The organism is Kocuria sp. (assembly GCF_030536815.1).
Taxonomy (GTDB): domain Bacteria; phylum Actinomycetota; class Actinomycetes; order Actinomycetales; family Micrococcaceae; genus Kocuria; species Kocuria gwangalliensis.
In genome coordinates, this window is the sequence record NZ_JAUNPE010000008.1 from 1 (window position 1) to 24,605 (window position 24,605).

Below are 24,605 nucleotides of genomic sequence, written 5' to 3' on the forward strand. Positions count from 1 at the left end.
CCGTGGGCGGGCCCCCGCCCGGTCTGGTCAATCACAAGGCCCGGTTGTTGACCGAAGCGGCCCAGGCCATGCGCCTGACCACCGACCGGGCCACCGTGCGCGACGTTGCGGGAGAGGTGGAGTGGGCCAAGGTCTCCATGCTCACCCCGGACACCTACGCCGCCGCGGCCGAGAAGCGCAGCATGCCCATGGGTTACGACGTACGCACCATGCAGCGGCTCTACCAGTCCTACGAGGATCTCAAGGCGGATCGCCACCTGATCGACTTCGAGGACGTGTTGCTCATCACCGTGGGCATCCTGGAGGAGGACGAGCGGATCGCCGCCGCCGTCCACTCCCAGTACCGCCAGTTCGTGGTGGATGAGTACCAGGATGTTTCGCCGCTGCAGCAACGGTTGCTCGATGCGTGGCTCGGGCAGCGGGACGACCTCTGCGTGGTGGGGGATGCCTCGCAGACGATTTACTCGTTCACCGGCGCGACCTCCCGGCACTTACTCGAATTCCCGTCCCGTCATCCGAATGCGCGCGTGGTGGAATTGATCCGCGACTACCGCTCGACTCCCCAGGTGGTCAACACGGCCAACCAGTTGCTCGCCGCGCGCCGACCCGCTGCCGGGTCCACCCCCGGAACCTGGGCCACGCCGCTCCAGCTGATCTCCCAGCGCCCGGCCGGTCCCGAGCCGTCCTGGAACGAATACCCGGACGACGAGGCCGAGGCCGCCGGGGTCGCCACGCGCATCCAGGACCTCATTGACGACGGCGTTCCCGCCCGGGAGATCGCCGTCCTGTTCCGCACCAACGGGCAATCCCAGGCCTTCGAGGCCGCGCTCGCCGATGTGAACATCGGCTTTCAACTGCGCGGCACCGAACGGTTCTTCAACCGCCCCGAGATCCGGCAGTCACTCGTGCAGATCCGGTCCGCGGCCAAAACACTGGGGGATGCTCCCGTCCAGGTCCCGCAGCAGGTCAGGGACATGCTCAGTTCCCTGGGTTATTCGGCCCGCGCGCCCCGCTCGGACAGTGCGACTCGTGCCCGGTGGGAGTCGCTGTCCGCGTTGGTGTCCCTGGCGGACTCCATGGCCCATCGTGCCTCGGACGAGGACGAGGAGTTCACCCTTCAGCAGTTCTCGGACGAGTTGGAACGGCGGGCCAAGGCTCAGGAGGCACCGGTGATGGACGGCGTGACACTGGCCTCGATGCACTCCGCCAAGGGCCTGGAGTGGGATGCGGTGTTTCTCGCGGGGCTGTCCGAGGGGCTCATGCCCATCTCCTTCGCGGAGACGGCGGACGGCGTGGACGAAGAACGCCGGCTGTTCTACGTGGGCATCACCCGCGCCCGCGAGCACCTCGTGCTGTCATGGTCCCTGTCTCGGACACCTGGGGGCCGGCCGACCCGATCACGCTCACGGTTCCTGGACGCGATCTTGCCCGCGGGGTCCTCGAACGCCGCCCAGCGTCGGGCTCGCCGCGTCGGATGAGCGCGAAGACCGGGGCGTGATCAGCCGAGCTCCGGGGCCGCGATCGATTACCGGGTCTTGTGGAGTTGACGCGCCAGATAATGCCGATGATTGACGGGCATCACTCGTGAGATCACGTCCACCAGAACCGCCTTCCGTGTGATGACCACACGTTCCCTCCGTTGCGCCACAGCGTCCACAATCTGCGCTGCGGCACGCTCCGGGGGCATGGTGAGGAAACGCGCAAACTGAGCACGCCGACGTTGCGCTTCCTCGTTGCCCAGGAGGGAGCCGGTGCGCGAGTTGCGGGCGATGTTCGTGGCGATCCCACCGGGGTGCACCACGCTCACGCCGATGCCCCGAGGAATCAGTTCGGACTGCAGGGCCAGGGTGAAGCCACGGATGCCGAACTTACTGGCCGCGTATGCGCTCTGCCCCGCCGGTGCCACCAGACCGTACAAGCTGGAGACGTTGACGATGTGTGCGCCGTGTTCCCGTTGCAGGTAGGGCAGGAACGACTTGGTCATGGCTATGGGTGCCCGCAGATTGATGGCAAGCACCCAGTCGAGGTCCGCCATCGAGATCTCATCCACTGTTCCGTTCAGGGCCACGCCCGCGTTATTGATCAGCAGACTCAACCGATGGTGCTCCGCGGCCACGGCCGCCGCCAGACCATCGAAGTCAACGGGCTGCGCCAGGTCCACCTCGTGGGTAGTGATGACCAAGCCCGGGTGTTGGCGGGTGAGTTCCGCCTTGACGGCATCGAGACCGGTCTTGTCCCGGTCCACGAGCGCAAGATCATTGCCGCGCTCGGCAAGGTTCATGGCGGTTGCGCGTCCAATGCCACTGGCCGCGCCCGTGATGACCGCGCTTCCAACACCGAACTGGAAGGGCTGGAGACCCCGGGGTTTCTTGCTCTCGGGGCTGAAGGACATGCTGTCTCCTTGATCGACGCCGTCCCAGAACTTCCGGGCCAGGCGAGCGAATTCATCGGCTTGTTCGATCTGCGGACCGTGACCCGTGTTCGGGAACCGGTGAGTGGCTGCGCGCAGCATCCGGGCCCCGCGCTTGAGATGCCGGAAGGGCAGGACGGCGTCTTTGTCGCCCCACACGATGAACGTGGGGATACCGGTGGCACGGACACGGGGCGTGAGCGCTCGCCGCCACCCACTCTTGACCCCGGCGACGGAGCCGAGCGAACGCAGCATGTCGAGAAAGGCTTCTGTGCCTCCCGGACGCTGTGCCAGGTCGAAACCACGCTGCACGCGGGCGGGCGTGGCGAAACGCGGGTCGTGATACATGGCGTGTTCGGACCGTTGAGACCCCTTGCGGCTGGGCCGCAGTAGTCGTTCGCCCACTCCGGGGATACTTGCCAACCGGAGAACGGGGCTCACCCCCCGGCCGAAGCCCGCCGAATTCGCCAGCAACAGACTGGACACGAGCCCGGGATGGTCCGCCGTCAACTGCATTGCCACTGCGCCCCCAAGACTGTTTCCACCCAGATGGACGGGGCCGATGTCCATGCCGCGAATGAAATCTGCCATCAGGTGGGCCAGATGCTCTAGCCGCATCCCGTGGGGTGGTGGTTGGGAAGCCCCGAATCCGGGGAGATCCACGCTCCACACCTGATAAAAATCACTCAGCCGCTCATGCTGGTCGTCCCAGTCCGAGAGGCTACGACCAATGCCGTGGATAAGGAGCACTGGTCTGCCCCGACCGGTGACGCGGTACCGGAGACCGTTCCACGTATCGGTGGTCATGAGTTCACCTCCGCTGCGGCATCGGATGTCATCGCGTAGTCGAGCTGGCTGTCCAGTTCGGTGCCCGGGCGGAACAACACACAGTCCCGGAGATAATTCTGTCGGACGAGCCACGCGCCGCGGCGGCCTTGGCGGGGCATCAAATGGGCGCCGCGTCGAACGTAGCCCGAAGCGAGGTCAAGGAGGGGACGCAGCTCAGACCTGGAGCCGGAATAACGAGGTGTGACCATCCGAGCGCCCTGCCGCTTCGCACGGTCCAGGACACGGCGGAAGTACCTCGTCACCAGGTCCACGCGCAGGGTCCAGGACGAGTTCGTGTACCCGATGGAGAAGGCCAGGTTGGGTACACCGTCGAGCATCATGCCTCGGTAGCTCACGCGGGTAGCGGGATCTATCGTTTCACCGTCCACCACGAGGTCCATGGTGCCGAAGAACTGCACATTCAGTCCCGTGGCCGTCACGATCACGTCCGCCGGCAGATGGCGCCCCGTGCCCAACATGATGCCGTCGGGGGTGAACCGCTCGATGGTGTCGGTCACAACCTCGGCCTGCCCGCAGCGGATGGCCTCGAAGAAGTCTCCGTCCGGTGCCGCACACAAGCGCTGGTCCCAGGGATCGTAATCGGGGGTGAAATGTTCGGCCACGGGGAAGGTAGGGCCCAAATGTCTGGCCACACCCTTGTGCAGCAATTCCCTCATGGCCCGGGGGCGGCGTCGGCTGTATTCATAGATCATCATGCCCCGCATGATGTTGCGCCACCGGTTGACTTCCCCGGCCACACGAGGGGGCAGCCACTTGCGCACTGTCATACCGGTCTCGTCCCGGCCGGGCACGGAGGCCACGTACGAGGGGGATCGTTGCACCATGCTCACGCGGGCGCCCAGCTCCGCCAGGGCGGGCACGAGTGTCACGGCCGTGGCTCCGCTTCCGATCACAACCACCCGCCGATCCGCCACTTCTAGGTTGTCCGGCCAGAGCTGCGGGTGAACCACCCGGCCCTGGAAGTCTCCGAGGCTGGGCCAGTCCGGGGTGAAGCCCTGGTCGTAGCGGTAGTACCCGGTGGCCATGAAGAGCCACCGCCCGGTCATCTGGGACACCTCGCCCGTGTGCTCGTTCTGGTAGGTGACGGTCCACGTGCATGCGTCGGAGGACCACTCGGCGCGTTGCGCCCGTTGACCGAAGCGGATGTTCTGCGTCACCCCGGCCTCATCGGCGGCCGTGCGGACGTAGGTCAAAATGGTCTCGCCGGTGGCCAAACTCCGATCCTCCGTCCACGGACGGCTGCGGTACCCGAAAGTAGCCATGTCCGAATCCGACCGGATTCCGGGGTAGCGGAACAGGTCCCATGTTCCACCCAAAGCATCCCGTGCCTCGAGAATGGCCACCGTGTGGGCGGTGCCCGCGAGTTCCCGTGCGGCCCCGATTCCCGAAATACCGGCGCCGATAATAATCACATCAACAGTGTGCGTTTCCATGGTGCCTTTCGACGCTCTGGTGGTGTCACCGCTCCACACGGGGCCTGATCGTTCGGATTCGCCGCGTTCGGTGGGGGGAGAAGGTGGTTACTAACACGTGTTAGTAGATCGATGTCACAGTGTAACAGGTCACATTTACGGGGCGACGGGCCTGGCGGCGCCGAGCGTTGATTAGCATGTGGAGATCGAATTGAAAGGGGATACCGCGGCATGCACGGACGCAACGACCCACCGCGTCGAGCCACGAGTGCCGACGTCGCGCGGTTGGCCGGGGTGTCTCGAACCACCGTCAGCTTTGTGCTCAATGACACCCCGCACCAGTCCATCTCGCCCCTCACTCGCCGCAGGGTCCTGGACGCCGCACAGCAATTGTCGTACGCGCCGTCGGCGGAGGCGCGGTCCCTGAGCCGCGGGCATTCCAGTTCGGTGCTGCTGTATCTTCCCCCGGCGCGTGCTCTGTCGGAGGACATCGGGGACATGATTGAGCGACTCTCGGTCTTGTTCGCCCACGTCGGTCTGTCCATGGTGATCCACGCGTGGACGCGGAGACCCGCGGCCCAGGTATGGTCCTCGGTGACGCCCGCCGCAGTCCTGGCGTGGGACCTGCGGGATGACGACGCCGAGCTCATGCGTCGCAACGGCGTGCTCGGCGTGGTCTCCTGGACAGGCTCTGATGCCATGGGTCGGTGGATCACGGGCCCTCGCGAGGAGGAGATTGTTCGACTGCAGGTCGAACGGCTCACGCGAGCAGGCCACCGGCACCTGGTGTACGCGGTCACCGGCGGGGATCACATGCATGGTGCCGCCCAGTGGCGATACGAGGTTCTGCGGCGCGAGTGCGCGTCACTGCAGCTGCCCGAGCCGGCCGTGCTCCACGTTCCCGCTGATCCCCACGGGGCCGCCGAGTCCTTGCAAGCATGGCGGGGGCGGAATCCAGCGGCGTCAGGTGTGTGCGCCCACGATTCCACCGCAGCGCTGGCGGTACTGTCGGGCATGCGAGTGCTGGGGTTGACTGCGCCGAGTGACCTGGCCGTTGTGGGCGTCGGCGATTCCCCGGCCGCAGCGCTTGCCCAGCCGCCCCTGACCATGGTGGCGCTGGACACGGACATCACCGCCCGCTACATCGTGGATGTCATAACGTCCCTCGTGCGTGGTGCACCCGCGCCGCCCATCCCCCGCAGGAGTGGGGCGTCGATCGTGGACCGCAGTTCCGTGTGATCCACCTGCGTCAACCGTCCAGGGTGCACAGGCAGTCCCCGCGGGGTGTCAAGGCGGTCCGGTGGAGTCCGTGGCGGACCGTGAGCCGTCCCGGAGCTTCCACGGCCACATCGTCTCGGGGGGTGACCTCGGATTCCAAGGCCCGGCCCAACAGTTCGACCGCGAGGTGGGACGCGGTAATGACGCGTGTCAACGTGGTGATGGCGGGGGAGTGCGGGGTGGCTACCGCTTCATGATCTCGGAGTGGCTGATTGCGCAGCAGCCTGCGGGCGTCACGGACGGCCACCTCCAGACATTCCCGACATGGTCGGCGGTACCAGGGGGTCAGGGGCCAGGTCAGGGACACGGACCCGTCCGTGACGACCGTGATCGTGGGCAGGTGAGCGTCCGGTGTCGTTGCCAAGACCGGTACGGAAAGGTCCTGGGGGAGCGGCCCCGCCACACACGCACTGCGCAGCATGACGGCCGTGGGGATGACCGATGAGCAAAACAGCTCGGGCGCGCTCAAGGGAACGCAGCGCGGCCACCGAGCGCGAAGCAGCTTGCGCAGCGCGTATTCCCGCGGTGAACCCGCGAGCGCGGAGGGATAGGGCCCCACCGCTGCATCGTGGACCGTCACGAGAGTTGGATCCGTGACATTGATCAGGCACACTCCGGCATCCGCCATGAGCAGGGCGGTGGTTGCGGCAACGGGATCCAAACCCGCGAACAGCACATGCACCTCATCAGGCCGGGAGGCGGACGCGGAGGGCCGCTGATCCACCGAAAAAGACGTTGACGTGTCGGGTGTGGGCGCCATGAGTTGCTCCGCTGGTCGAGGATCGGTTGGTTGTCCCAGGCTGTCAAGAAGCCGAGGAAGGCGCAGCACAAAATCCGTCATCCACAGTTCGAGTGCACCCTGACGGCCCGCGGATTCGCGTGAGCACGGCACACCCGGGCGAGAAATGCGACCTCGAGCGGGTCTGCCGTGATTGGTCAGCACCACCCCTCAGGTGGTGAACTACGGACCATGTCCCCGTTCCAGCCGCCCCGCAGCGCGCAGCCACGACACCCCGAGCCGCAGCCGCCCTCCGACTCGCCCGAGGTGCTCGTGCAACGCAGCGCTCGCCGGAAAAAAACGGTCAGCGCCCACTTCAGCGGAGACACGGTGATCCTGGCCGTCCCGCAATCGGCCACCCGCCGCGAGGTGGAACAGTGGAAAACCACCCTGGTGCCCAAGATCGTGGCCAAACGGGATCGGGCCCGGCAGAACGCACGGCGGCGCGGAACGGATGAGGCCCTGTGGCACATGGCCCAGGAATTATCGGCCACGTACCTGAACGGCCAGGCACAGCCCACCCAGGTGAAATGGTCTTCGCGGCAGAACACCCGCTGGGGGTCGGCAACTCCCAGCACCGGTGTGATCAGGATTTCCACTCGACTGGCCGCCGTGCCGGACTGGGTGTTGGAAACCGTGGTGCTCCACGAATTGGTGCACTTGCTGGAGGCCCAGCACAACGACCGATTCTGGTCGCTGGCCCGCAGGCACCCCAAAGCACGCGACGCCGCCCAGTTCCTGGACGGCGTCGCGTGGGCGGATACCAACCCGCGGGAGGGGTCGGCAGCCACTGATTAGGCCTTGGGGGTGTCTCCGGGCTCCTCCGGCGAGTCTTCATCGGAGTCAGCGGAACCCTCGGAACCACCCGGCCCGTTCGGATCGGAGGAGTCGGAACCGGCGGGAGCATCGGACTCGGCGCCCTCGGCCCCGGCCGCGGGACCGCCCTCGGAGTCCTCGTAACCACCGGAGAGCAACTTGGCCAGCGCGGCGTCCATTTCGTCATCGCTGGCGGTCAACAGGCCACGGCGCTGTTCGAAACCCTCGGGATCATCGAGGTCTTCGTTGCTGGGCAGCAGTTCCGCAGATTCCCAGAGCCCGTCTCGTTCCTGGATGCCGCGCTTGCCCTCCACGTGCTCCCAGAACGCGGCGGCCTCGCGCATCCGGCGCGGGCGTAATTCCAGACCGACGAGCGAGCCGAAGGTGCGTTCGGCGGGGCCGCCCTCGGCGCGGCGTCGGGACATCATCTCGGTCAGCGCCGCGGCGGAAGGGATGTTGCCGGTCGAGGCCACGGTGACGCGCGTGACCCAACCCTCGATCAGCGCCAGGACGGTTTCCAGGCGTGCCAGGGTGGCTTCCTGCTCGGGGGTCATCTGCGGGCTGAACACCCCGGACGACAGGGCGTCCTGGATGCCGGACGGGTCCATGGGATCCAGGTCCTGCGCAATGGTCTCAATGCGGTCCATGTCGATGTGAATGCCCGCGGCGAACGAGGTGATCAGGCCCAATACGTGATCGCGCAGCCACGGAGCACCGTGGAACAACCGCACGTGAGCGGCCTCGCGGATGCCCAGGTACAGCATCACATCGGTTGCGGGCAGCTCCAGGCCCTCGCTGAATTCGGCAATGTTGGAGGGAACCAGTGCCGAGCGGTCCTTGGCCAGCGGTAGGCCCACGTCCGTGGAGGACACGACCTCGCAGGACAACGCGCCCACTGCCTGACCCAGCTGCATGCCGAACAACATGGAACCCGCGCCGGACAGCATCCCCGACAGGTCCGCGCCGCCCATGGCCTGGGAGAGCTCGGGAGGCAGCTGCTTGGTCATGGCCTCGGTCATCGCGTTGGACACCGACGCCGCCACCGGCGTGGTCATTTCCTTCCACGTTTGCGCGGTGGCCTCGATCCACTCCGCCCGTGACCAGGCCGCGGGCAGGGTGCTGGGTTCGGCGAAGGCCGTGTTGGGCGTGAGCCACAGTTCGGCAAGTTTCATGGCGTCGTCCACGGCGCCCTTCTGCTTACCGGTCACCGACGGATCGCCCTTTTGCGAGGCGACCTGACGGGCGTGGTTGCGCGCCAGCTCCCAGTTCACGGGCTCATCGGTTCCACCGGAGCTCATCATGGACTGGATCTGTTGGAACATCATGGACATCGCCTGCGGGTTCACGGGCATACCACCGGGCATGTTCTCGCCCGACATTCCCTGGGATCCGAGCAGACGTTCGAACATCTCCTGGAACGGATCCTTCGGGTTGTCGCCGTTCTCGTCACGAGGAGGGTTCGAACTCATGGGTACCGCCAATCGGGTGGGGAAAAAGGATTCGATTAAGCCTATCGGCAGGGCCCTGGGAGTACCACCGGGGCGGCCCCACAATTCGCTGCCAGCTCACGGAACGGCCGCTCACCCCCGCTGGGTGCCCCGCCGACGCCGACGCCGACGACGCCGCGCACCCGGCCGAGCGTCGTCGTCGCCGTCGCGTGCCGGCCGGGGAGCGGCGGGGCCGGTTCCCAGGGGAGGCACGTACGCTATGACGGTCCTGACAACGGTGAGAGGAGCGCGCGTGCGCAGCACTGATGGCACCACGCGGTGGTCGCGATCGCGCAAGAAGCGATCCCTGGAATCGGTGAGCCTCATGGGCACCGCGGCCCTGTTGATCGCCGGTGTGGTGATCCCCGCGCCCTTCGTCATTGAATCCTCCGGTCCCACCTTCAATACGGTGGGACAGTTCGAGGACCGGGAACTGGTGCGTATCGACGGTGCGCAGACGTACCCGAGCGAGGGCAACCTGGACTTGACCACGGTGTACGTCAAGGGCGGGCCGTCCGGGCACGTCAACGCGGTCAACGTGCTCATGGGTTGGTTGAACCCCTCGGACACCGTGCTGCCCCAGGACACCGTGTACGACCCCACTCTTACGGGACAAGAGGTGGACGACTCCAATGCTGCTGCCATGCAGACCTCCCAGGAGGATTCGGTCGCCGCGGCCCTGGACTACCTGGACAAGCCGTTCAAGACCACCCTGCAGGTGCACGCGAGTATTCCCGACACACCCGCTGACGGTGTCCTGGAACCGGGGGACACCCTCGTCGCCATGAACGCCGAAGACATCACGGAACTGGACCAGCTGCGTGACGGTCTGGACGAGGCGGGGGACCAAGGCGTGGACCTGACCGTCAAGCGGGGCGATGAGACCGTGACCCGTCACGTGGACCTCACGCGCAGCCAGGACACGGGCAGGTGGCAACTGGGCGTGTATTTGATTCCCGAGTACGAGTTCCCGCTCACGGTCGATTTCGAACTTGACCAGGTCGGTGGGCCGAGTGCGGGCATGATGTTCGCGCTCGGTGTGATCGAGGAGCTGACCCCCGGATCCATGGTGGGCTCCGAACACGTGGCCGGCACCGGAACCATTACCCCGCAGGGCGAGGTCGGTCCCATCGGAGGGATCAGGCAAAAACTTCAGGGCGCCGCGGACGCCGGTGCCCGCTATTTCCTGGCGCCGAGCGGAAACTGCAACGAGGTCACCGATCACGTCCCGGACGGCCTGGACGTGATCGAGGTGGAGAACCTCGGCGAAGCCGTCAATGCCGTGGAACAAGCGGCCGCGGGCAATATCTCCGCCCTCCCCAGTTGCGGTACCAGATGACACCCCCGGGGAGTGTCATTGCACGTGCACTGACCACCCCGCAGAATAGTCTTGACCTTGACCTAATAACAGATCATGTTCATCAGCGCAGGAAGCTCAGAGGTAATCAGTGACCGCCGGATCTGCTGCCCCCCGTCCATCCAGAACCTCCTCGGGAGGCCGCCAAAAACGCGGAGCACTGATCCCCACGGTGATTGCGGTGGTCGTTCTGATCGCCGCCTTCGTGGGCTTCACGCAGGTTTACACCAACATCCTCTGGTACGACCAGCTCGGATACCTGCGCGTGTTCGTCACACAGAACATCACGGTGATCAGCCTGTTCATCATCTCGGCGCTGGTCGTGGCCGGACTGATGTTCCTGAGCCTGTGGCTCGCCTACAGGTCCCGGCCCAAACAGAACGCCGCCCAGACCACGGACACCATGCGCAAGTACCAGCAAGCGCTGGACCCCGTGCGCAGGATCGTCATGATCGCCGTCCCGGTGATCTTCGGCCTGTTCGCCGCATCCACCATTGCCACCCAGTGGCAGACCGTTGCTTTGTTCTTCAACCAGGAACCGTTCGGTCAGACCGATCCGCAGTTCAACCTGGACCTGAGCTTCTACGTGTTCACCCTGCCGTTCCTGCGACTGCTTCTGGGCTTTTTGGTCACCGCGCTGTTGTTGGCCGGTGTGGCCGGTTTACTCATGCATTACGTCTATGGCGGTATTCGCCTGCACGAGCGCGGCATCGACTCCACGCGAGCCGCTCGGGTCCAGTTGGGTTCGATCGCGGCGGCGTTCCTCGCACTGCAGGCCGTGAACTTCTGGCTGGATCGCTACTCCACCCTGACCTCGAACTCGGGTAAGTGGACCGGCGCGCTCTACACGGACGTGGAAGCCGTCATCCCCACCAAGGGCATTTTGGCCATCGCAGCGCTGTTGGTGGCCATTCTCTTTGTCGTGGCCGGTTTCATCGGCCGCTGGCGGCTCCCGCTGATCGGTGCGGCCATGCTGGTGGTGGTGGCCGTGGTGGCCGGTGGCCTGTACCCGTGGGCCGTTCAACGTTTCCAGGTGACCCCCACCGAGCAGGCGCTGGAAAACGAATACATCCAGCGCAACATCAACATGACCCGGCAGGCCTACGGCCTGGACAACACCGAGGTCACCCCCTACGACGCCACGACCCAGACCGAGCAGGGCGCGTTGCGTGAGGACACCGAGACCACCTCGAACATTCGTTTGCTGGATCCCAACGTGGTGTCCTCCGCATTTGCGCAGCTCCAGCAGTTCCGCCCGTACTACCAGTTCCCGGACATGTTGAACGTGGACCGCTACGAGATCGACGGTGAAGTGCAGGACACCGTGATCTCCACCCGCGAGCTCAACCCGGACCAGATCGACGGCTGGTACAACCAGGCTGTGGTTTACACCCACGGTTACGGTGTGGTGGCAGCGTACGGTTCCCAGGTCCAGGCGGACGGTAAGCCCGAGTTCATGCAGTCCGGCATCCCCTCCACCGGCGAGATCTCGGACAGCTACGAACCGCGGATCTACTTCGGTGAAGACTCGCCGCAGTACTCCATCGTGGGCGGTTCCGAGGACGACGTGCCGCTCGAACTCGACCGTCCCCAGACCAACGACGACGACGCCGGCGACGCCAAGACCACGTTCGCCGGTAACGGTGGGCCCGGCGTGGGTAACTGGTTCAACCGTCTGGCTTACTCGATCAAGTTCCAGTCCACGGACATGCTGCTTTCGGATGCCGTGCGGGACGAGTCGCAGATCCTGTACGACCGCAACCCGCGGGAGCGGGTGGAAAAGGTAGCTCCGTACCTGACGGTGGACGGCAACCCGTACCCGGCCATCGTGGATGACAAGGTCGTGTGGATCGTGGATGCATACACCACGGCTACTTCCTATCCGTATTCCACGCCGTCCGTGCTGCAGGATGCCACGCAGGACACCCAGACGGCCCAGGGCGCCGCGGCCACGCTGCCCCCGGAGCGCGTGAACTACATTCGCAACTCGGTCAAGGCCACCGTGAACGCCTATGACGGTTCCGTGGACCTGTACGCCTGGGATGACCAGGACCCGATCCTGAAGTCCTGGCAGAAGGTGTTCCCCGAGACCATCAAGCCGTACTCGGAGATGTCCGCGGACCTCATGGCCCACGTGCGCTACCCCGAGGACATGTTCAAGGTGCAGCGTGAGCTACTCAACCGCTACCACGTGACCAATGCGAACAGCTTCTACGCCAACGACGACGTGTGGTCCGTTCCCAACGACCCCACCCAGCAGGACCGCGACGTGGCGCAGCCTCCGTACTACCTGTCTATGCGCATGCCGGGTGAGGACAAGGCCAACTTCTCCCTGACCACGTCCTTCATTCCGCAGCAGAACGAAACGGGCAACACCCGCAACGTGATGTACGGCTACCTCTCCGCCAACGCGGACGCCGGAACGGGTGAGAACGGCGTGAAATCCGAGGACTACGGCAAGTTGCGGTTACTCGAACTGCCGCGTTCGTCCGTGGTGCCGGGACCGGGTCAGGCGCAGAACGTGTTCAACTCCGACACCGATGTGTCCACGGAACTGAACTTGCTGCGACAGGGCGCCTCCGAGGTCATTAACGGCAACCTGCTGACCCTGCCCGCCGGTGGCGGCATGCTCTACGTGCAGCCGGTCTACGTGCAGTCCTCCGGCGACGCCGCGTACCCCACGCTTCGGCGTGTGCTCGTGGGCTTCGGTGAGAACGTGGGCTTCGCCCCGACGCTGGAAGAAGCTCTTGACGAGGTCTTCGGCGGCGACTCCGGCGCCACCACCGCGAACGGCGCGGGTGTCAGCGAGGCCGAGGCGCGTGAGGCGCAGGGCGACAGTGCGGAAGGCGGTGCGAGCGGTAACGAGCAGGACGGTGCCTCCGCGAGCCCGTCACCGTCGCCTTCGGGATCGGCTCCGGCGCCCCGTTCGTCGTCCCTGCAGGAGGCCCTCGACAACGCGAACACGGCCATGCAGGAAGCCGATCAGGCCCGCCGCGACGGCAACTGGGCCGAGTACGGTGAGGCCCAGGAGCGTCTGCAGCAGGCCATTGACGAGGCACTGGAGCAGGACGGCGCGACCGGGTAAGACACCACCGGGCCTGGCCGGGTCCCGCGACGGGGCGCTCATCCCACCGGATGGGCGCCCCGTCGCATGCCGTGGCGCGGGCAGTGGGACCGGCACCGGGTCTCTGACGTGACGGGGAGGCGCTTACCCAGGTCAGCGGGAGTATCATCGTGACACCGGAGCGAATTGCACCGGAGCGGCTTGCGCTCACAGGAAGTGGTCATCATGCCCGTTCCTCCCGGATCCACTACCTCCCAGCAGATCGGGCGGCACAGCATCGCTTCCCGCTCCCACGAGGTCTCCCCGCACCGCCAGCTGTCCCAGCCCGCCGCCCCGGCCAAGTCGTCCTTCATGAAACTGTGGACGGACGCGCTGGGGCGGGCCGCGATCCGCGGTGTGCAGCTGCTCGTGCTCATTGCCGTGGCAGCGGTGGTGTTCTACGTCCTCCTGGCGGTGAAGGTCGTGGTGCTCGCGGTGCTGGTCGCCCTCATCCTGGCCTCGGCGGTGCGCCCCCTCGTCTCCGCCCTGGAGCGCCACGGCTGGCACAGTGCCCCGGCCGCCGCCGTGGTGTTTCTGTCGCTGCTGCTGCTGCTCGGCGGGGTGGTCACCGGGGTCGCGCTCGGCATCCGTGGGTCGTTGCCCGATCTCACGACCGCCGCGGCCTCCGGGTGGCGCCAACTACAGGACCTCGTGCACGGCGGCCCGCTCCCGGTTCCGCTCGATGCAGGCACGGTCAACGACGCCCTCTCCCAGGTCGGTGACTACCTCAAGAGCGCCACGGCCCGCAACAGCGCGATCACCGGGCTATCGGTGGCCGCGGAGGTGCTCACGGGGACCGTGCTGATGGTGATCGTGCTGTTCTTCTTCCTCAAGGACGGCCCGCGTCTGTGGGCCTTCGTGCTGCGCTGGTTCCGCGGCAGCACTCGGGCCCGGCCGCCCCGCGCCGTCGCCCCGGCCGAGCACGACGGCGCCCCCGGCACCTGACCGCCCCGGCCCCCAGCTACGCGGGGACTTTCTCTGAGTCGCCTAGTCGATTTGCACGGTGTGGCTGGGGGACGTATAGTTTTGTTCATCGCCGCGGGGTGGAGCAGTTCGGTAGCTCGCTGGGCTCATAACCCAGAGGTCGCAAGTTCAAATCTTGCCCCCGCAACTCGATTAAAGAATCCCCGGTCAGCACAGCTGGCCGGGGATTCTTCATGTCCAGGTGGGGGACAAGCCATGGGTCCGTGTGGTTCCTTTGGGCCACAGCGGACCGTGGCCCCTCCTCGGGGCCGGTGGACTCGGCTAGTTTGGCGCTATGGGAGTTCCGGAGACGTTGGTATCGCTGAGGAAGCACCGCTGGGCGCGGCTGGCCCTCTTACCCCTCAACCTGTCCATTCCGGCTGAGGTGGAGATCGGAAGCGAATTCAGGCTCCTTCACTACGGAATGGGCACGGTGATTTATCCGGAGGTGACCATCGGTGATCGCGTGCGGATTTATCAGCAGGTCACCGTGGGCCGAAAAGATGCCCACCTGCCCCGTGCGCAGTCCCGGTTCGAGTGGCTGACCATCGGGGACGACGTCGTGCTGTTCCCCGGCTGCAAGGTGCTGGGCGGCGCCGGCGTGACCACCATTGGCCGCGGCACACTGGTGGGTGCCAATGCCGTGCTCATGAACTCGACCGGTGAGAATGAGATTTGGGCCGGTAACCCGGCTCGCCTCGTGGGGCACCGCAAGGATCTGGCCCGACCAGCCACCGGCACCGACACCGACATTGACACCGAGGCCGCGGCATCGTGGGCACGGGCGAACGTGTGAAGGGCGGCCCCGCAGCAATGCGCGGGACCGCCCTTCGTTCCACAACACCGGCGACGTCACTGTCGGAACGTACCGAGGCTGGAACGGGTGATGTGGTGCCTCAGAGTTACACCGGGGAGAGCTTGCCCGCCCCTTAGATTTCCTCGGCGGAGACGATCTTTTCGCCGTCCTTGCTGCCCTGGCCGGCCTTGAGTGCTGCCAGTCGTGCCTCGATCTCGGTCTGCTGACCCATGTCTTCGAGCGCTTCGAACTGACGGTCAAGGGAGGAGTCGGCCAGTTCCTGTTGACCGGCCACGCGGGCCTCCTCGCGGCGGATCTTGTCCTCGAAACGGGAGACCTCGCTCGTGGGATCCATGATGTCGAAGGACTTTAGGGAGTCCTGCACCTGGGCCTGAGCCTGCACGGTCTTCTGACGGGCGTTGAGCTCGTCGCGCTTGGCGGAGAGCTCCTGCAGCTTTCCGCGCATGGTGTTGAGTCCGCCCTTGAGCTTGTCGACCACTTCGGTCTGGGAGGCGATCTGCGGCTCGGCCGCCTTGGCCTCGGTCTCGGACTGGATCTGACGCTGGAGGGCAACCTTGGCCAGGTTGTCGAACTTCACGGCCTCGCCGGACTTACCTGCCCCGCGGAATTCCTCGGCCTTGTTGGAGGCGGCCAGGGCCTTGGAACCCCACTGCTGGGCCTCCTGCAGGTCCTCGGCGTGATCCTTTTCCAGCAAGCGCAGGTTACCAATGGTCTGGGCCACGGCCGCTTCGGCCTCGCGGATGTTCTCGGTGTAATCGCGCACCATTTGATCCAACATCTTCTGCGGATCCTCGGCGGAATCGATCAAGGAATTGATGTTGGCCTTGGCCAACTGGGCAATGCGCCCGAAGATGGACTGCTTCATCATGGTGTTCTCCCTTGTTGTTGGAACTATGTCTGATCTGGACGTTCTGGTTCAGCGTGCAGCACGGTGGGTGATCTGCGGAACAGCTGCCGGGAGGAATTCTCGGACAGCTGACAGTACCGGTCAGAAATTACCGCCGATGTCGAAACCGCCTCCGCCGCCTCCGCCGAAGCCACCTCCGAAACCGCCGCCGCCCATGCCGCCGCCACCGAAGACAGCGCCTCCGCCGCCTCCGCCGACGCCCCCTCCGAACCCGCCGCCCCTGCCGCCGCCACCGACTGCGCCTCCGCCTCCGCCTCCGCCTCCGCCGAGGATGCCGCCCAGCAGGATGCCACCGAGCATGGCGCCGCCCATTCCGTTACTGCGTCGACCCATTCCGCCGTAACCGCCGTACCCTCCCGGATAGCTGAACTGGTCGACGTCGCTCTGGGCCGCACGCTGCGCCCCATCGGCCAGGCGGATGGCCTGATTGGCCTCGTTCAGGGCGCGGACGGGATCGGAGTTCTGCAGTTGCTGAGCCACATCGAAGTGCCGTTCGGCTTCCGAGAGCTGCGTGCGAGCCTCGGACCCCACACCACCGCGGCGGGCCCAGATGTACTCGCCCGCGGTGGAGAGGCTGGCTTGCGCGCTGACCAGGGTGTGCGCCAGGGTTTCCCGGGCGGAGCGGGCCTGGTCGTTCTGGCTGCGCACCGCGGCCAGTCCCTTGTCGAGTTCGTCCTTGGCCTCGGCAAGTCGGCGGGTCGAGCCCACGGGATCGTAGCGGCCGGACGCCATGTTCTGGGTGACGGTGCGAAGTACGGAGCGCACGCCCGCGGCGGCACCCGCCAGCTCGGGGCGGGAACCCTGTTCCACGAGCCCCTCGGCCTCTGCCACATCACGCTGGGCAATGCTGACCGCGTCCTTGAGGGACTCCTCCGCCCGGTTCAGGTCCCGTTGCGCGTGCTCCACCGATGTCACGAGACCCTGGGCCTGACCCACGGCCTCCTCGGCGGCGCGGATGCCCAGTACGGCCTCGGACAGGTTGTTGGCCTCCAGCGCGGTATGAGCCTCCGCGATCGCCGTGCCGGCGAATTCGAGGCGGTCGCGCGCCTGCTCCCCGTTGTCGCGCACGGGTGCCAGGGCGGCGTCGTCGTAGTGGGCGGCCAATGACACGAGAAGGTTCTCGGCCTCGCTGAGGCGAGGTTGCGTGTTCCGTAGTTCGGTCTCCACCGATTGCAAAGCCTCCGGGGCGCGTGTTTCCAGCTGGCGCAGATCCGCGAAGCTGCGTTCCTGCTCGGCCAGGGGCGCGCGGGCCTTCTGGGTGCGGTCGATGATCTCGCCCAGCCAGGCGCGCTGGTCCGCCTCGGTGTCCGGGATGTGGTCCTCAAGTTTCTTCTGCAGCTCGAAGGAGGCACGCATGTGCTCCTTGGCCTGCGCGAGGGCTGTTTCGAACGGTTTGGTCTGCTCCGTGCCGTACTGCAACTGCGCGAACTGCAGTTCCTGTTCGGAATGTTGAATGGCGTTGTCCGCCTCGACCAGGCTCGCACCGGCGCGCTTGTGCAGTTCCGGGAGCGGGACCAGGGGCCGCTGCGGGGGAGCGTTGCGCCGCCCCGCCGGTACGTTGCCCTGCCGGGATTGGTTCCGACCGCGACGCCGCTTGCCCATCAGCGCTACCGCGCCCACGCCGGCGGCGGCGATTCCGCCCAGAACGACGACGCTGCCGACCACCCCGCCCGCACCGTCGATGCTGACGCCGCCCAGCTCGCTGTTGATGCCTTCCACGGCGCCCATGGCGGCGCCGTCCCAATCGCTGTTGCGCAGGGCGGGAACCACGTTGTTGGTATAGATGTCCTGGACCTGGGACTGGCTCAAGGGCCCGGAGTTACCCGCGTACATGCGGGCCTGTCGAGAATCGGTGGCCACGGCCAGCACCGCATCGTTGCTGCCGAAACCGTTGGCCTCCGCAAATTCTTGGATCCAGTCGGAGGGGTTCGAGGGATCCGTGAACTGATCCACCATGACCACGTAGAGGGTCACGTTGTGCTCGCTGGCCACCTGGTCGATGCCCTCCTGCACCTGGGACTCGTTACTGAGCGCATTGGCCGAGTCCACGATGCGCGTTCCGGGATCCACGGTGGCCGGGGGCTCGGCGAATGCCGGCTGGGCCGAGACCGCCAACGCAATGCACGCGCCCGCGGTCGCTATGGTCCGACGAATTGAGCTTGCACGGCTCATGATCCTCATTTCCTCGAGCGACTACCACGGGCAAGAGTACGCAAAGTACTGGGCAACCTGACGGCTACTTCGCTGAAAGCCTACGCCGCGCCCGTGTGTGCGTCACGTGATCAGAGATCATGGGGATGACATTCAGGGAACCATCACAGAGACCCCAGCCCATTCAGCCACGACTCAGTGCAGGGCACCATACTGGGGCTCAGAGACCGCCTGTGCCGCCATTGGTACACACTGTGAGGAGCACACATGAACGACCCGCACGAGCCGCGCCCGGGGAACGACCCCCAGCGTTCCGTACCCCAGTACGGCGAGTACACGGGGGGAGCCGAGCGGACCCCGAACGGCTATCAAAAGCACCAAGCCGGCGGGTGGGAGAACCAGTACACCGAGCCGCTTCCTCGTGCGGGAGAACCAACCCAGGGTCACTACGAGTCGCAAGGGGCGACCGCGACGCAGGCACCTGCCCGGCACAAGAAGTTCTCCGGCGGGGCCGTGATCGCGGGCATGTTGTTGGCCGGGTTGATCGGCGCCGGAGCGGCCGTGGGGACGGACGCCCTCAACGACAACGGCTCGGGCGTGGGCAGCACCGGCAACACCTCCCCGGTCATCGTGAACGACACCGATTCGGTCAACTCCACCACCGCGGCGACCCAGAAGGCGTCACCGTCCGTGGTCACCATTTCCGCCACCGGCAACAACGAGCAGGGCACCGGTTCCGGCGTGGTCATCGACGATCAGGGCCATATTGTGACCAACACGCACGTGGTCACCCTGGACGGTACGGCGTCCAACGCGACCATTGAGGTGCAGACCTCGGACGGTTCGGTGCGTTCGGCGGAGATCGTCGGCACGGACCCGCAATCCGACCTCGCCGTGTTGAAGGTTGATCCGGAGGGTCTGACACCCGCCGAATTCGCCGATTCGGATCAGCTCAACGTGGGAGACACCGCGATTGCCATTGGCGCACCGCTGGGGTTGTCCGGAACCGTGACGGACGGCATCGTCTCCACCCTGAACCGCACCATTTCCGTGGCCTCATCCGCCGCACCCGACACCCCGGTCGAGTCAGAGGAGAGCCCCGGCGGTTCACAGGACTTCTTCTTCAACTTCCCGGACAACGGCGAGTCCGGTTCTCAGCAGGCTCAGTCCTCGGTGTACCTCAATGTGATTCAAACCGATGCCGCCATCAACCCGGGTAACTCGGGTGGCCCGCTCATTGATTCCGAGGGCAAGGTCATCGGTATCAACGTGGCCATCGCCTCCGCCGCGGGATCCTCGGACACCGCGGCCGGCAGCATCGGCGTGGGTTTCTCCATCCCGTCCAACACCGCCAAGCGGGTTGCCCAGGAAATTATTGACAACGGTACGGCCAGCCACGGATACCTGGGCGCTTCTGTCTCCGCCAACACGGAGTCCTCGGACGGGTCCGGGCAGTTCTCCAGCGGTGCACTCGTGCGCAGTGTGGAATCGGGCTCACCCGCAGACGAGGCCGGCTTGCGCGCGGACGATGTGGTGACGCAGTTCAACGGTAAGCGCATCGAAGACGCGGACGCACTGACCGCCACCGTGCGCGAGCTCGCCGCCGGGACCGAGGCCGAGATGACCTACATTCGCAACGGTAACGAGGAAACGACCAAGGTCACCGTGTCGGACGCCGCCCAGCAGGGCTGAGTCACACGCCCTCGGGGAACCCCAGCTGCCGCCAGGCCTCGTACATGGCGATCGATGCCGAATTGGCCAGGTTGAGCGAACGCCTGCCCGGGAGCATGGGAATTCGCACACGTTCGGTGACGTGCGGGTCGTGGAGCACGTCCTCCGGCAACCCGGTGGATTCCCGACCGAACAACAGCACATCCCCATCCCGGTAGCTCACGTCCGTGTGCCGCACCTTCGAATGGGACGTGAAAGCGAAGACCCTGGCAGCACCGAGTTTCTGCCACGCGTCCGCCATGGAGGGATGGACGTCCATGACCGCGAGGTCGTGGTAGTCCAGGCCCGCCCGGCGTAGGTGGGCGTCGCTGAAGTTGAACCCCAACGGTTCGACCAGGTGCAACCGGGCGCCGGTGCAGGCGGCCAGTCGAATGGCGTTGCCCGTGTTGCCGGGGATTTCCGGAGTGTGAAAAAGGATGTGCAGCATAGGGGCGATTCTAGGTGCGCGCGGATGAACACCCGGGTAGCCGTTCTCCACGGGCCGCGTGGCTCGGGGAGGTGAGCGTCACAGCCAAGAATTCGGATCGGATCTAGAATGACGCGCATGTCCGAACACGTCTACATGGATCATGCCGCCACCACCGACATGCTGCCCGAGGCCCTCGAGGCGTTCACGGAACAGGTGCGCCGCGGTGGTAATCCTGCGTCCCTGCATTCGGGCGGGCGATCCGCTCGCATGGCGTTGGAGATCGGGCGTGAGCAGGTTGCCCTGGCGATGGGCGCGGAACCCGTGGAGCTCATTCTGACTTCCGGTGGGACCGAGGCGGACAACATGGGCATCCTGGGTCTTTACCGCACGCGCCGTGCCGCCGACCCGACGCGCACCGTGGTGGTGTTGAGCACCGTGGAACACCACGCCGTCACGGAAACGGCGCAATGGCTTGCGAAACACGAGGGCGCCCAGCTCGAGTGGCTGCCCGTGGACGAGACCGGTCGTGTGCTGCCCGGATCGTTGCGGGACATTCTGCAACGCAGTGCGGACCGGGTGGCGCTGGTGAGCGTCATGTGGGCCAACAACGAGGTGGGCACCGTGCAACCGATCGCCGAACTCGGTGAGATCTGCGCGTCCTTCGATGTACCGTTGCACGTGGACGCGGTCCAAGCCTTCGGGTCCATCCCCGTGAACGCCCATCTGAGCGGAATCAGCACGCTCGCGGTCTCGGCGCACAAACTCGGTGGCCCGGTGGGCGTGGGCGCCCTCTACGCCCCGCGCACCGTGAAACTCGAACCTTCCAGCTACGGCGGGGGACAGGAACGCGACGTGCGCTCGGGAACGGTCAACGCCGCCGGAGCGGCCGCGTTCGGCGCCGCGGTGGAAACAGTACTGACCAATCAACCCGCCGAGATCGTGCGGCTGGCCCGCTTGCGCGATCGGCTCGTCGAGGGGATCCGCCGGGAAGTTCCCGACGCCGTGCTGCGCGGTGTCGAGCCCGAGGCGCCCGAGCGCGAGGCCGAGCATCCCGTCCGGTTGCCGGGCAACGCCCACTTCACGTTCCCCGGGTGCGAGGGCGACTCCATCCTGTTCCTCCTCGACGCCGCGGGCGTGGCCACATCCACGGGTTCCGCGTGCAATGCGGGGGTTCCCCGACCCTCCCACGTGTTGTTGGCCATGGGGGTCGATGAGGACACGGCCCGCGGGGCCCAACGGTTCTCCCTGGGTCACGGGACCACGCCGGAAGACGTGGACGCGGTGATCGCGGCCATGGCAGACGTCTACTCCCGCGCCCGGGCGGCGGGACTGTCCGGCCATGTGCCCACCACCGGCTCGCGCTGAGCCCATTGGTGGTGACCGCAATGCGGCAGGAGCCCGGGCCGCTGCCGAGCACGGCGCGGGGGCTCGGGAATAAAAACGTGTCACCCACCGTTGATTAAACGATTTCTGCAAGCATTGATCATCAATTTACTGGAGGCAGTTCCGTGCGGGTTTTGGCAGCGATGAGTGGTGGAGTGGACTCCGCCGTGGCCGCAGCGCGCGCCGTGGACGCGGGGCACCAGGTCACCGGTGTGCACCTGGCCCTGTCCCGCACCCCGGGAACCCTGCGCACGGGCGCTCGCGGTTGCTGCACGATCGAGGATTCCCGGGACGCGTGGCGCGCCGCGGAGAAACTGGGCATCCCGTACTACGTGTGGGACTTCTCCGAACGTTTCCAGGCGGACGTCGTGGAGGACTTCATCTCCGAATACGCCGCCGGGCGCACCCCCAACCCGTGCATGCGCTGCAACGAGAAGATCAAGTTCGCAGCCCTCCTCGAGAAAGCGCTCGCACTGGGTTTCGACGCCGTGTGCACCGGTCACTACGCCAAGGTCGTGGCGGACGAACACGGTCACAAGGAACTTCACCGTGCGGCCGACTGGGCCAAGGACCAGTCCTACGTGCTGGGCGTGCTGACCGCCGAGCAACTGGATCATGCGATCTTCCCCCTGGCCGAGACGCCGTCCAAGGCAGAGGTTCGGGCGGAGGCCGAGGCGCGCGGGCTCACCGTGGCGAACAAGCCCGATTCCCACGACATCTGCTTCATTCCCGACGGCGACACCCGCGGCTGGCTCGAGGACCACATGGAACTCGCCCCCGGTCGCATCGTGGATTCCGAGGGCGGTGAACTCGGCGAACACCGCGGCGCACAGGCCTACACCGTGGGCCAGCGCAAGGGTCTGCGGATCGGCACTCCCGCCCCCGACGGCAAGCCCCGTTTCGTGCTCGAGATCCGGCCCAAGACCAATGAAGTGGTCGTGGGACCCGAGGCGATGTTGTCGATCGACGTCATGGAGGGCATCCGCCCCTCATGGGCCGGTCTCCCGCCGGTCGAGGTGCAGAACCTGTCCGAGGGCCAGGAAACCAGCGACACCTTTGACGTGCAGGTCCAGGTGCGAGCCCACGGCGATCCCGCGGACGCCGTGGCCTGGTTGACTCGCACCGACGGCGAGGAACGACTCAACGTCCGGTTGCGTCAGGCCCAGCGCGGTGTGGCTCCGGGACAGACCATGGTCGTGTACCAGGGCACCCGGGTGCTCGGGCAGGCAACCATTGACGCCGCGTACGCGGATCGTGCGGCCGCGGTGGCCGGTGCCCACTAAAGTGGCAGCATGACCAGCGCTTCTGATCACGCCAACCCGCCCGTCGCCGACCACTCGATCATGGACCCCCATGCCTCGTGCGTGAGTGATCAGGCGTCCCAGGACGCGCTGAGCGAGTTGCGGAGCATGCGCGGAACGATCGACAACATCGACGCCGCACTGGTGCACCTGCTGGCCGAACGCTTCAAGGCCACCCAGCGCGTGGGTGTCCTCAAGGCCAAGAACGACTTTCCGCCGGCGGACCCCGAACGGGAAAAGGCCCAGATCCAGCGGTTACGCGCGCTCGCCGAAGCCGCTCAGCTGGACCCAGAGTTCGCGGAGAAGTTCCTCACCTTCATCATCAGCGAGGTCATCCGCCACCACGAAGCGATCTCCGAAGACCACCAGCGCGCCGACGCATCGTGAGCGCCCCGGACACTTCTGCCACGGCCGGCGGCCCCGCTGCCACGGCCGTGACCGCCACATTGACCTGTCCACTGCGCGGGTCGGACATGGTGGAAACCTTCACCGTGATTCGCGGTGAGCTGGGGGCACCGCACCTGTCCGTGCTGCCCGTCCTGGGTGAGCGCGGACCCCATGCGGAGCCCCTGGCCCGGACGGCGGCCATGTTGGACTCCCTGTACGCGGACCGGCAGCCGCACGGTTGGCGCATCACGTCGGTACCGGGCAAGGACTCCCGAGCGGCCCACCACGTGCTGCACAGTGATCTCAACATCATGGCGGATGTGATCGGTCACGAATCCGACAGCGATCACGGTCCCGTGCTCATCTCGATCGTCGGTCCGGTCAGCCTGGCCGCCGGTGTGCACGTGCACAACGGCGAGAAATTGCAGTCCGATCACGGCGCGCGACGCGAGCTGCTTCAGTCCTGGTGTGCGGGTGTGGCCGCGTTCATCGGTGACATGGCACGTAACACGGAAGGCCGCGGCGTCGTCGTGCACGTGGACGAAAGCGAGCTGCAGCGTGTGCTGGAGGGTACGATCCCCACCGCGAGCGGCTACCGCACGCTGCGCGCAATTGGTTCGCACGAGGTGCGTCATGCACTGACCGACGCCGTAGCGGCGTGCCGTGGGGCCGGTGCGGTCGAGGTCGCGATCAGCACCGGCCGCGCCGAGGCTCGCTGGGCGCGTGACATCGGCGCCGACGCCGCCGTGGCCGTTCCGCCGTCGAGTTCGGTCCACGCGTGGGAGCCGTTGGCGGCCCTCGTGGAGACGGGACTGAAACTGTGGTTCCCCGTGGTGCCCGTGACCGGGCGAGCCACTATCGGGGAGATCGCGAACGTCGTCACGCGGCCGTGGCGTGAATTGGGGATGGCCCCGGAAGCGCTGTTGGGCTCGCGCGTACTGCCCGTCGCGGAGCTGGAAGGGCTGACTCCGCCGCACCTTCCGGGGGCGTTACGCCGGTGCACGGATGTGGCGGGCGCGCTGACGGAAGCCGGCAACGACGGTTGAGTGGCACCTAGGCCGTAGAC

At 66.3% G+C, this 24,605-nt stretch carries 19 protein-coding genes and 1 tRNA gene; 13 read left to right on the forward strand and 7 right to left on the reverse strand.

Features of this window, described 5'->3' with window-relative positions; genetic code table 11:
* Positions 1 to 1,478: ATP-dependent helicase (locus tag Q4E95_RS01925; RefSeq protein WP_303381694.1), on the forward strand; the 1,478-nt coding region annotated here is incomplete at its 5' end.
* Between the two features lie 47 nt (positions 1,479 to 1,525).
* Here the strand turns inward: Q4E95_RS01925 and Q4E95_RS01930 are convergent.
* Positions 1,526 to 3,217, reverse strand: a complete 1,692-nt coding sequence (locus Q4E95_RS01930; protein WP_303381695.1) for an SDR family NAD(P)-dependent oxidoreductase — start codon at positions 3,215 to 3,217, stop codon at positions 1,526 to 1,528.
* Positions 3,214 to 4,692 (reverse strand): NAD(P)/FAD-dependent oxidoreductase, encoded by a 1,479-nt coding sequence (locus tag Q4E95_RS01935; RefSeq protein WP_303381696.1) that lies wholly within the window; start codon positions 4,690 to 4,692, stop codon positions 3,214 to 3,216. The genes Q4E95_RS01930 and Q4E95_RS01935 overlap by 4 nt, the downstream gene beginning before the upstream one ends.
* Positions 4,693 to 4,902: 210 nt before the next feature.
* On the opposite strand from Q4E95_RS01935, the gene Q4E95_RS01940 reads away from it, so the two are divergent.
* Complete coding sequence (locus Q4E95_RS01940; protein ID WP_303381697.1) at positions 4,903 to 5,910, forward strand: LacI family DNA-binding transcriptional regulator; 1,008 nt, start codon at positions 4,903 to 4,905, stop codon at positions 5,908 to 5,910.
* Positions 5,911 to 5,920: 10 nt separating this feature from the next.
* On the opposite strand, the gene Q4E95_RS01945 is transcribed toward Q4E95_RS01940, so the two are convergent.
* Positions 5,921 to 6,709 carry a hypothetical protein gene (locus Q4E95_RS01945; protein ID WP_303381698.1) on the reverse strand — a complete coding sequence of 263 codons (789 nt, stop codon included), beginning with the start codon at positions 6,707 to 6,709 and terminating at the stop codon, positions 5,921 to 5,923.
* Positions 6,710 to 6,919: 210 nt separating this feature from the next.
* Between Q4E95_RS01945 and Q4E95_RS01950 the strand changes: the two genes are divergently transcribed.
* Positions 6,920 to 7,525, forward strand: a complete 606-nt coding sequence (locus Q4E95_RS01950; RefSeq protein ID WP_303381699.1) for a M48 family metallopeptidase — start codon at positions 6,920 to 6,922, stop codon at positions 7,523 to 7,525.
* Here the strand turns inward: Q4E95_RS01950 and Q4E95_RS01955 are convergent.
* Positions 7,522 to 9,012 carry a zinc-dependent metalloprotease gene (locus tag Q4E95_RS01955; RefSeq protein ID WP_303381700.1) on the reverse strand — a complete coding sequence of 497 codons (1,491 nt, stop codon included), beginning with the start codon at positions 9,010 to 9,012 and terminating at the stop codon, positions 7,522 to 7,524. The two genes, Q4E95_RS01950 and Q4E95_RS01955, sit on opposite strands and share 4 nt — an antisense overlap.
* Positions 9,013 to 9,283: 271 nt before the next feature.
* Here Q4E95_RS01955 and Q4E95_RS01960 point away from each other — a divergent pair, with 271 nt between their 5' ends.
* The 5 genes from Q4E95_RS01960 (at position 9,284) to Q4E95_RS01980 (ending at position 15,249) form a co-directional block, all read left to right on the forward strand.
* On the forward strand, positions 9,284 to 10,369 hold the full coding sequence (locus tag Q4E95_RS01960) for a PDZ domain-containing protein (protein WP_303381701.1): 1,086 nt from the start codon (positions 9,284 to 9,286) through the stop codon (positions 10,367 to 10,369).
* Positions 10,370 to 10,478: 109 nt separating this feature from the next.
* A complete protein-coding gene (locus Q4E95_RS01965; protein ID WP_303381702.1) occupies positions 10,479 to 13,472 on the forward strand; it encodes a UPF0182 family protein in 2,994 nt (997 codons plus the stop codon).
* 204 nt (positions 13,473 to 13,676) lie between these two features.
* Positions 13,677 to 14,435, forward strand: a complete 759-nt coding sequence (locus tag Q4E95_RS01970; protein WP_303381703.1) for an AI-2E family transporter — start codon at positions 13,677 to 13,679, stop codon at positions 14,433 to 14,435.
* Positions 14,436 to 14,527: 92 nt separating this feature from the next.
* Positions 14,528 to 14,601 (forward strand) — tRNA-Met (locus Q4E95_RS01975).
* A 147-nt stretch (positions 14,602 to 14,748) separates the two neighbouring features.
* The gene (locus tag Q4E95_RS01980; RefSeq protein WP_303381704.1) at positions 14,749 to 15,249 is read left to right on the forward strand and encodes a hypothetical protein; all 501 of its coding nucleotides are present in this window, start codon (positions 14,749 to 14,751) and stop codon (positions 15,247 to 15,249) included.
* Positions 15,250 to 15,382: 133 nt separating this feature from the next.
* Here Q4E95_RS01980 and Q4E95_RS01985 read toward each other — a convergent pair whose 3' ends face one another.
* Both Q4E95_RS01985 and Q4E95_RS01990 read right to left on the reverse strand, forming a co-directional pair.
* Positions 15,383 to 16,138 carry a PspA/IM30 family protein gene (locus Q4E95_RS01985; RefSeq protein WP_303381705.1) on the reverse strand — a complete coding sequence of 252 codons (756 nt, stop codon included), beginning with the start codon at positions 16,136 to 16,138 and terminating at the stop codon, positions 15,383 to 15,385.
* A 120-nt stretch (positions 16,139 to 16,258) separates the two neighbouring features.
* Positions 16,259 to 18,349, reverse strand: coding sequence for a TPM domain-containing protein (locus Q4E95_RS01990; protein ID WP_303381706.1), 2,091 nt, complete (start codon positions 18,347 to 18,349; stop codon positions 16,259 to 16,261).
* A gap of 246 nt (positions 18,350 to 18,595) precedes the next feature.
* Between Q4E95_RS01990 and Q4E95_RS01995 the strand changes: the two genes are divergently transcribed.
* On the forward strand, positions 18,596 to 20,020 hold the full coding sequence (locus Q4E95_RS01995) for a S1C family serine protease (RefSeq protein ID WP_303381707.1): 1,425 nt from the start codon (positions 18,596 to 18,598) through the stop codon (positions 20,018 to 20,020).
* Position 20,021: 1 nt separating this feature from the next.
* Here Q4E95_RS01995 and Q4E95_RS02000 read toward each other — a convergent pair whose 3' ends face one another.
* A complete protein-coding gene (locus tag Q4E95_RS02000; RefSeq protein WP_129699927.1) occupies positions 20,022 to 20,486 on the reverse strand; it encodes a tRNA (cytidine(34)-2'-O)-methyltransferase in 465 nt (154 codons plus the stop codon).
* 117 nt (positions 20,487 to 20,603) lie between these two features.
* On the opposite strand from Q4E95_RS02000, the gene Q4E95_RS02005 reads away from it, so the two are divergent.
* The 4 genes from Q4E95_RS02005 to Q4E95_RS02020 all read left to right on the forward strand — a co-directional run bounded on the left by Q4E95_RS02005 (position 20,604) and on the right by Q4E95_RS02020 (position 24,585).
* Complete coding sequence (locus Q4E95_RS02005; RefSeq protein WP_193554297.1) at positions 20,604 to 21,833, forward strand: cysteine desulfurase family protein; 1,230 nt, start codon at positions 20,604 to 20,606, stop codon at positions 21,831 to 21,833.
* Positions 21,834 to 21,976: 143 nt separating this feature from the next.
* Positions 21,977 to 23,134 (forward strand): tRNA 2-thiouridine(34) synthase MnmA, encoded by a 1,158-nt coding sequence (gene mnmA / locus Q4E95_RS02010; RefSeq protein WP_129699923.1) that lies wholly within the window; start codon positions 21,977 to 21,979, stop codon positions 23,132 to 23,134.
* Between the two features lie 9 nt (positions 23,135 to 23,143).
* Positions 23,144 to 23,539: a chorismate mutase gene (locus Q4E95_RS02015; RefSeq protein ID WP_129699921.1), complete on the forward strand. Its 396-nt coding sequence runs from the start codon at positions 23,144 to 23,146 to the stop codon at positions 23,537 to 23,539.
* The gene (locus Q4E95_RS02020) at positions 23,536 to 24,585 is read left to right on the forward strand and encodes a hypothetical protein (protein WP_303381708.1); all 1,050 of its coding nucleotides are present in this window, start codon (positions 23,536 to 23,538) and stop codon (positions 24,583 to 24,585) included. Before Q4E95_RS02015 ends, Q4E95_RS02020 begins: the two co-directional genes overlap by 4 nt.
* Positions 24,586 to 24,605 lie beyond the last annotated feature (20 nt).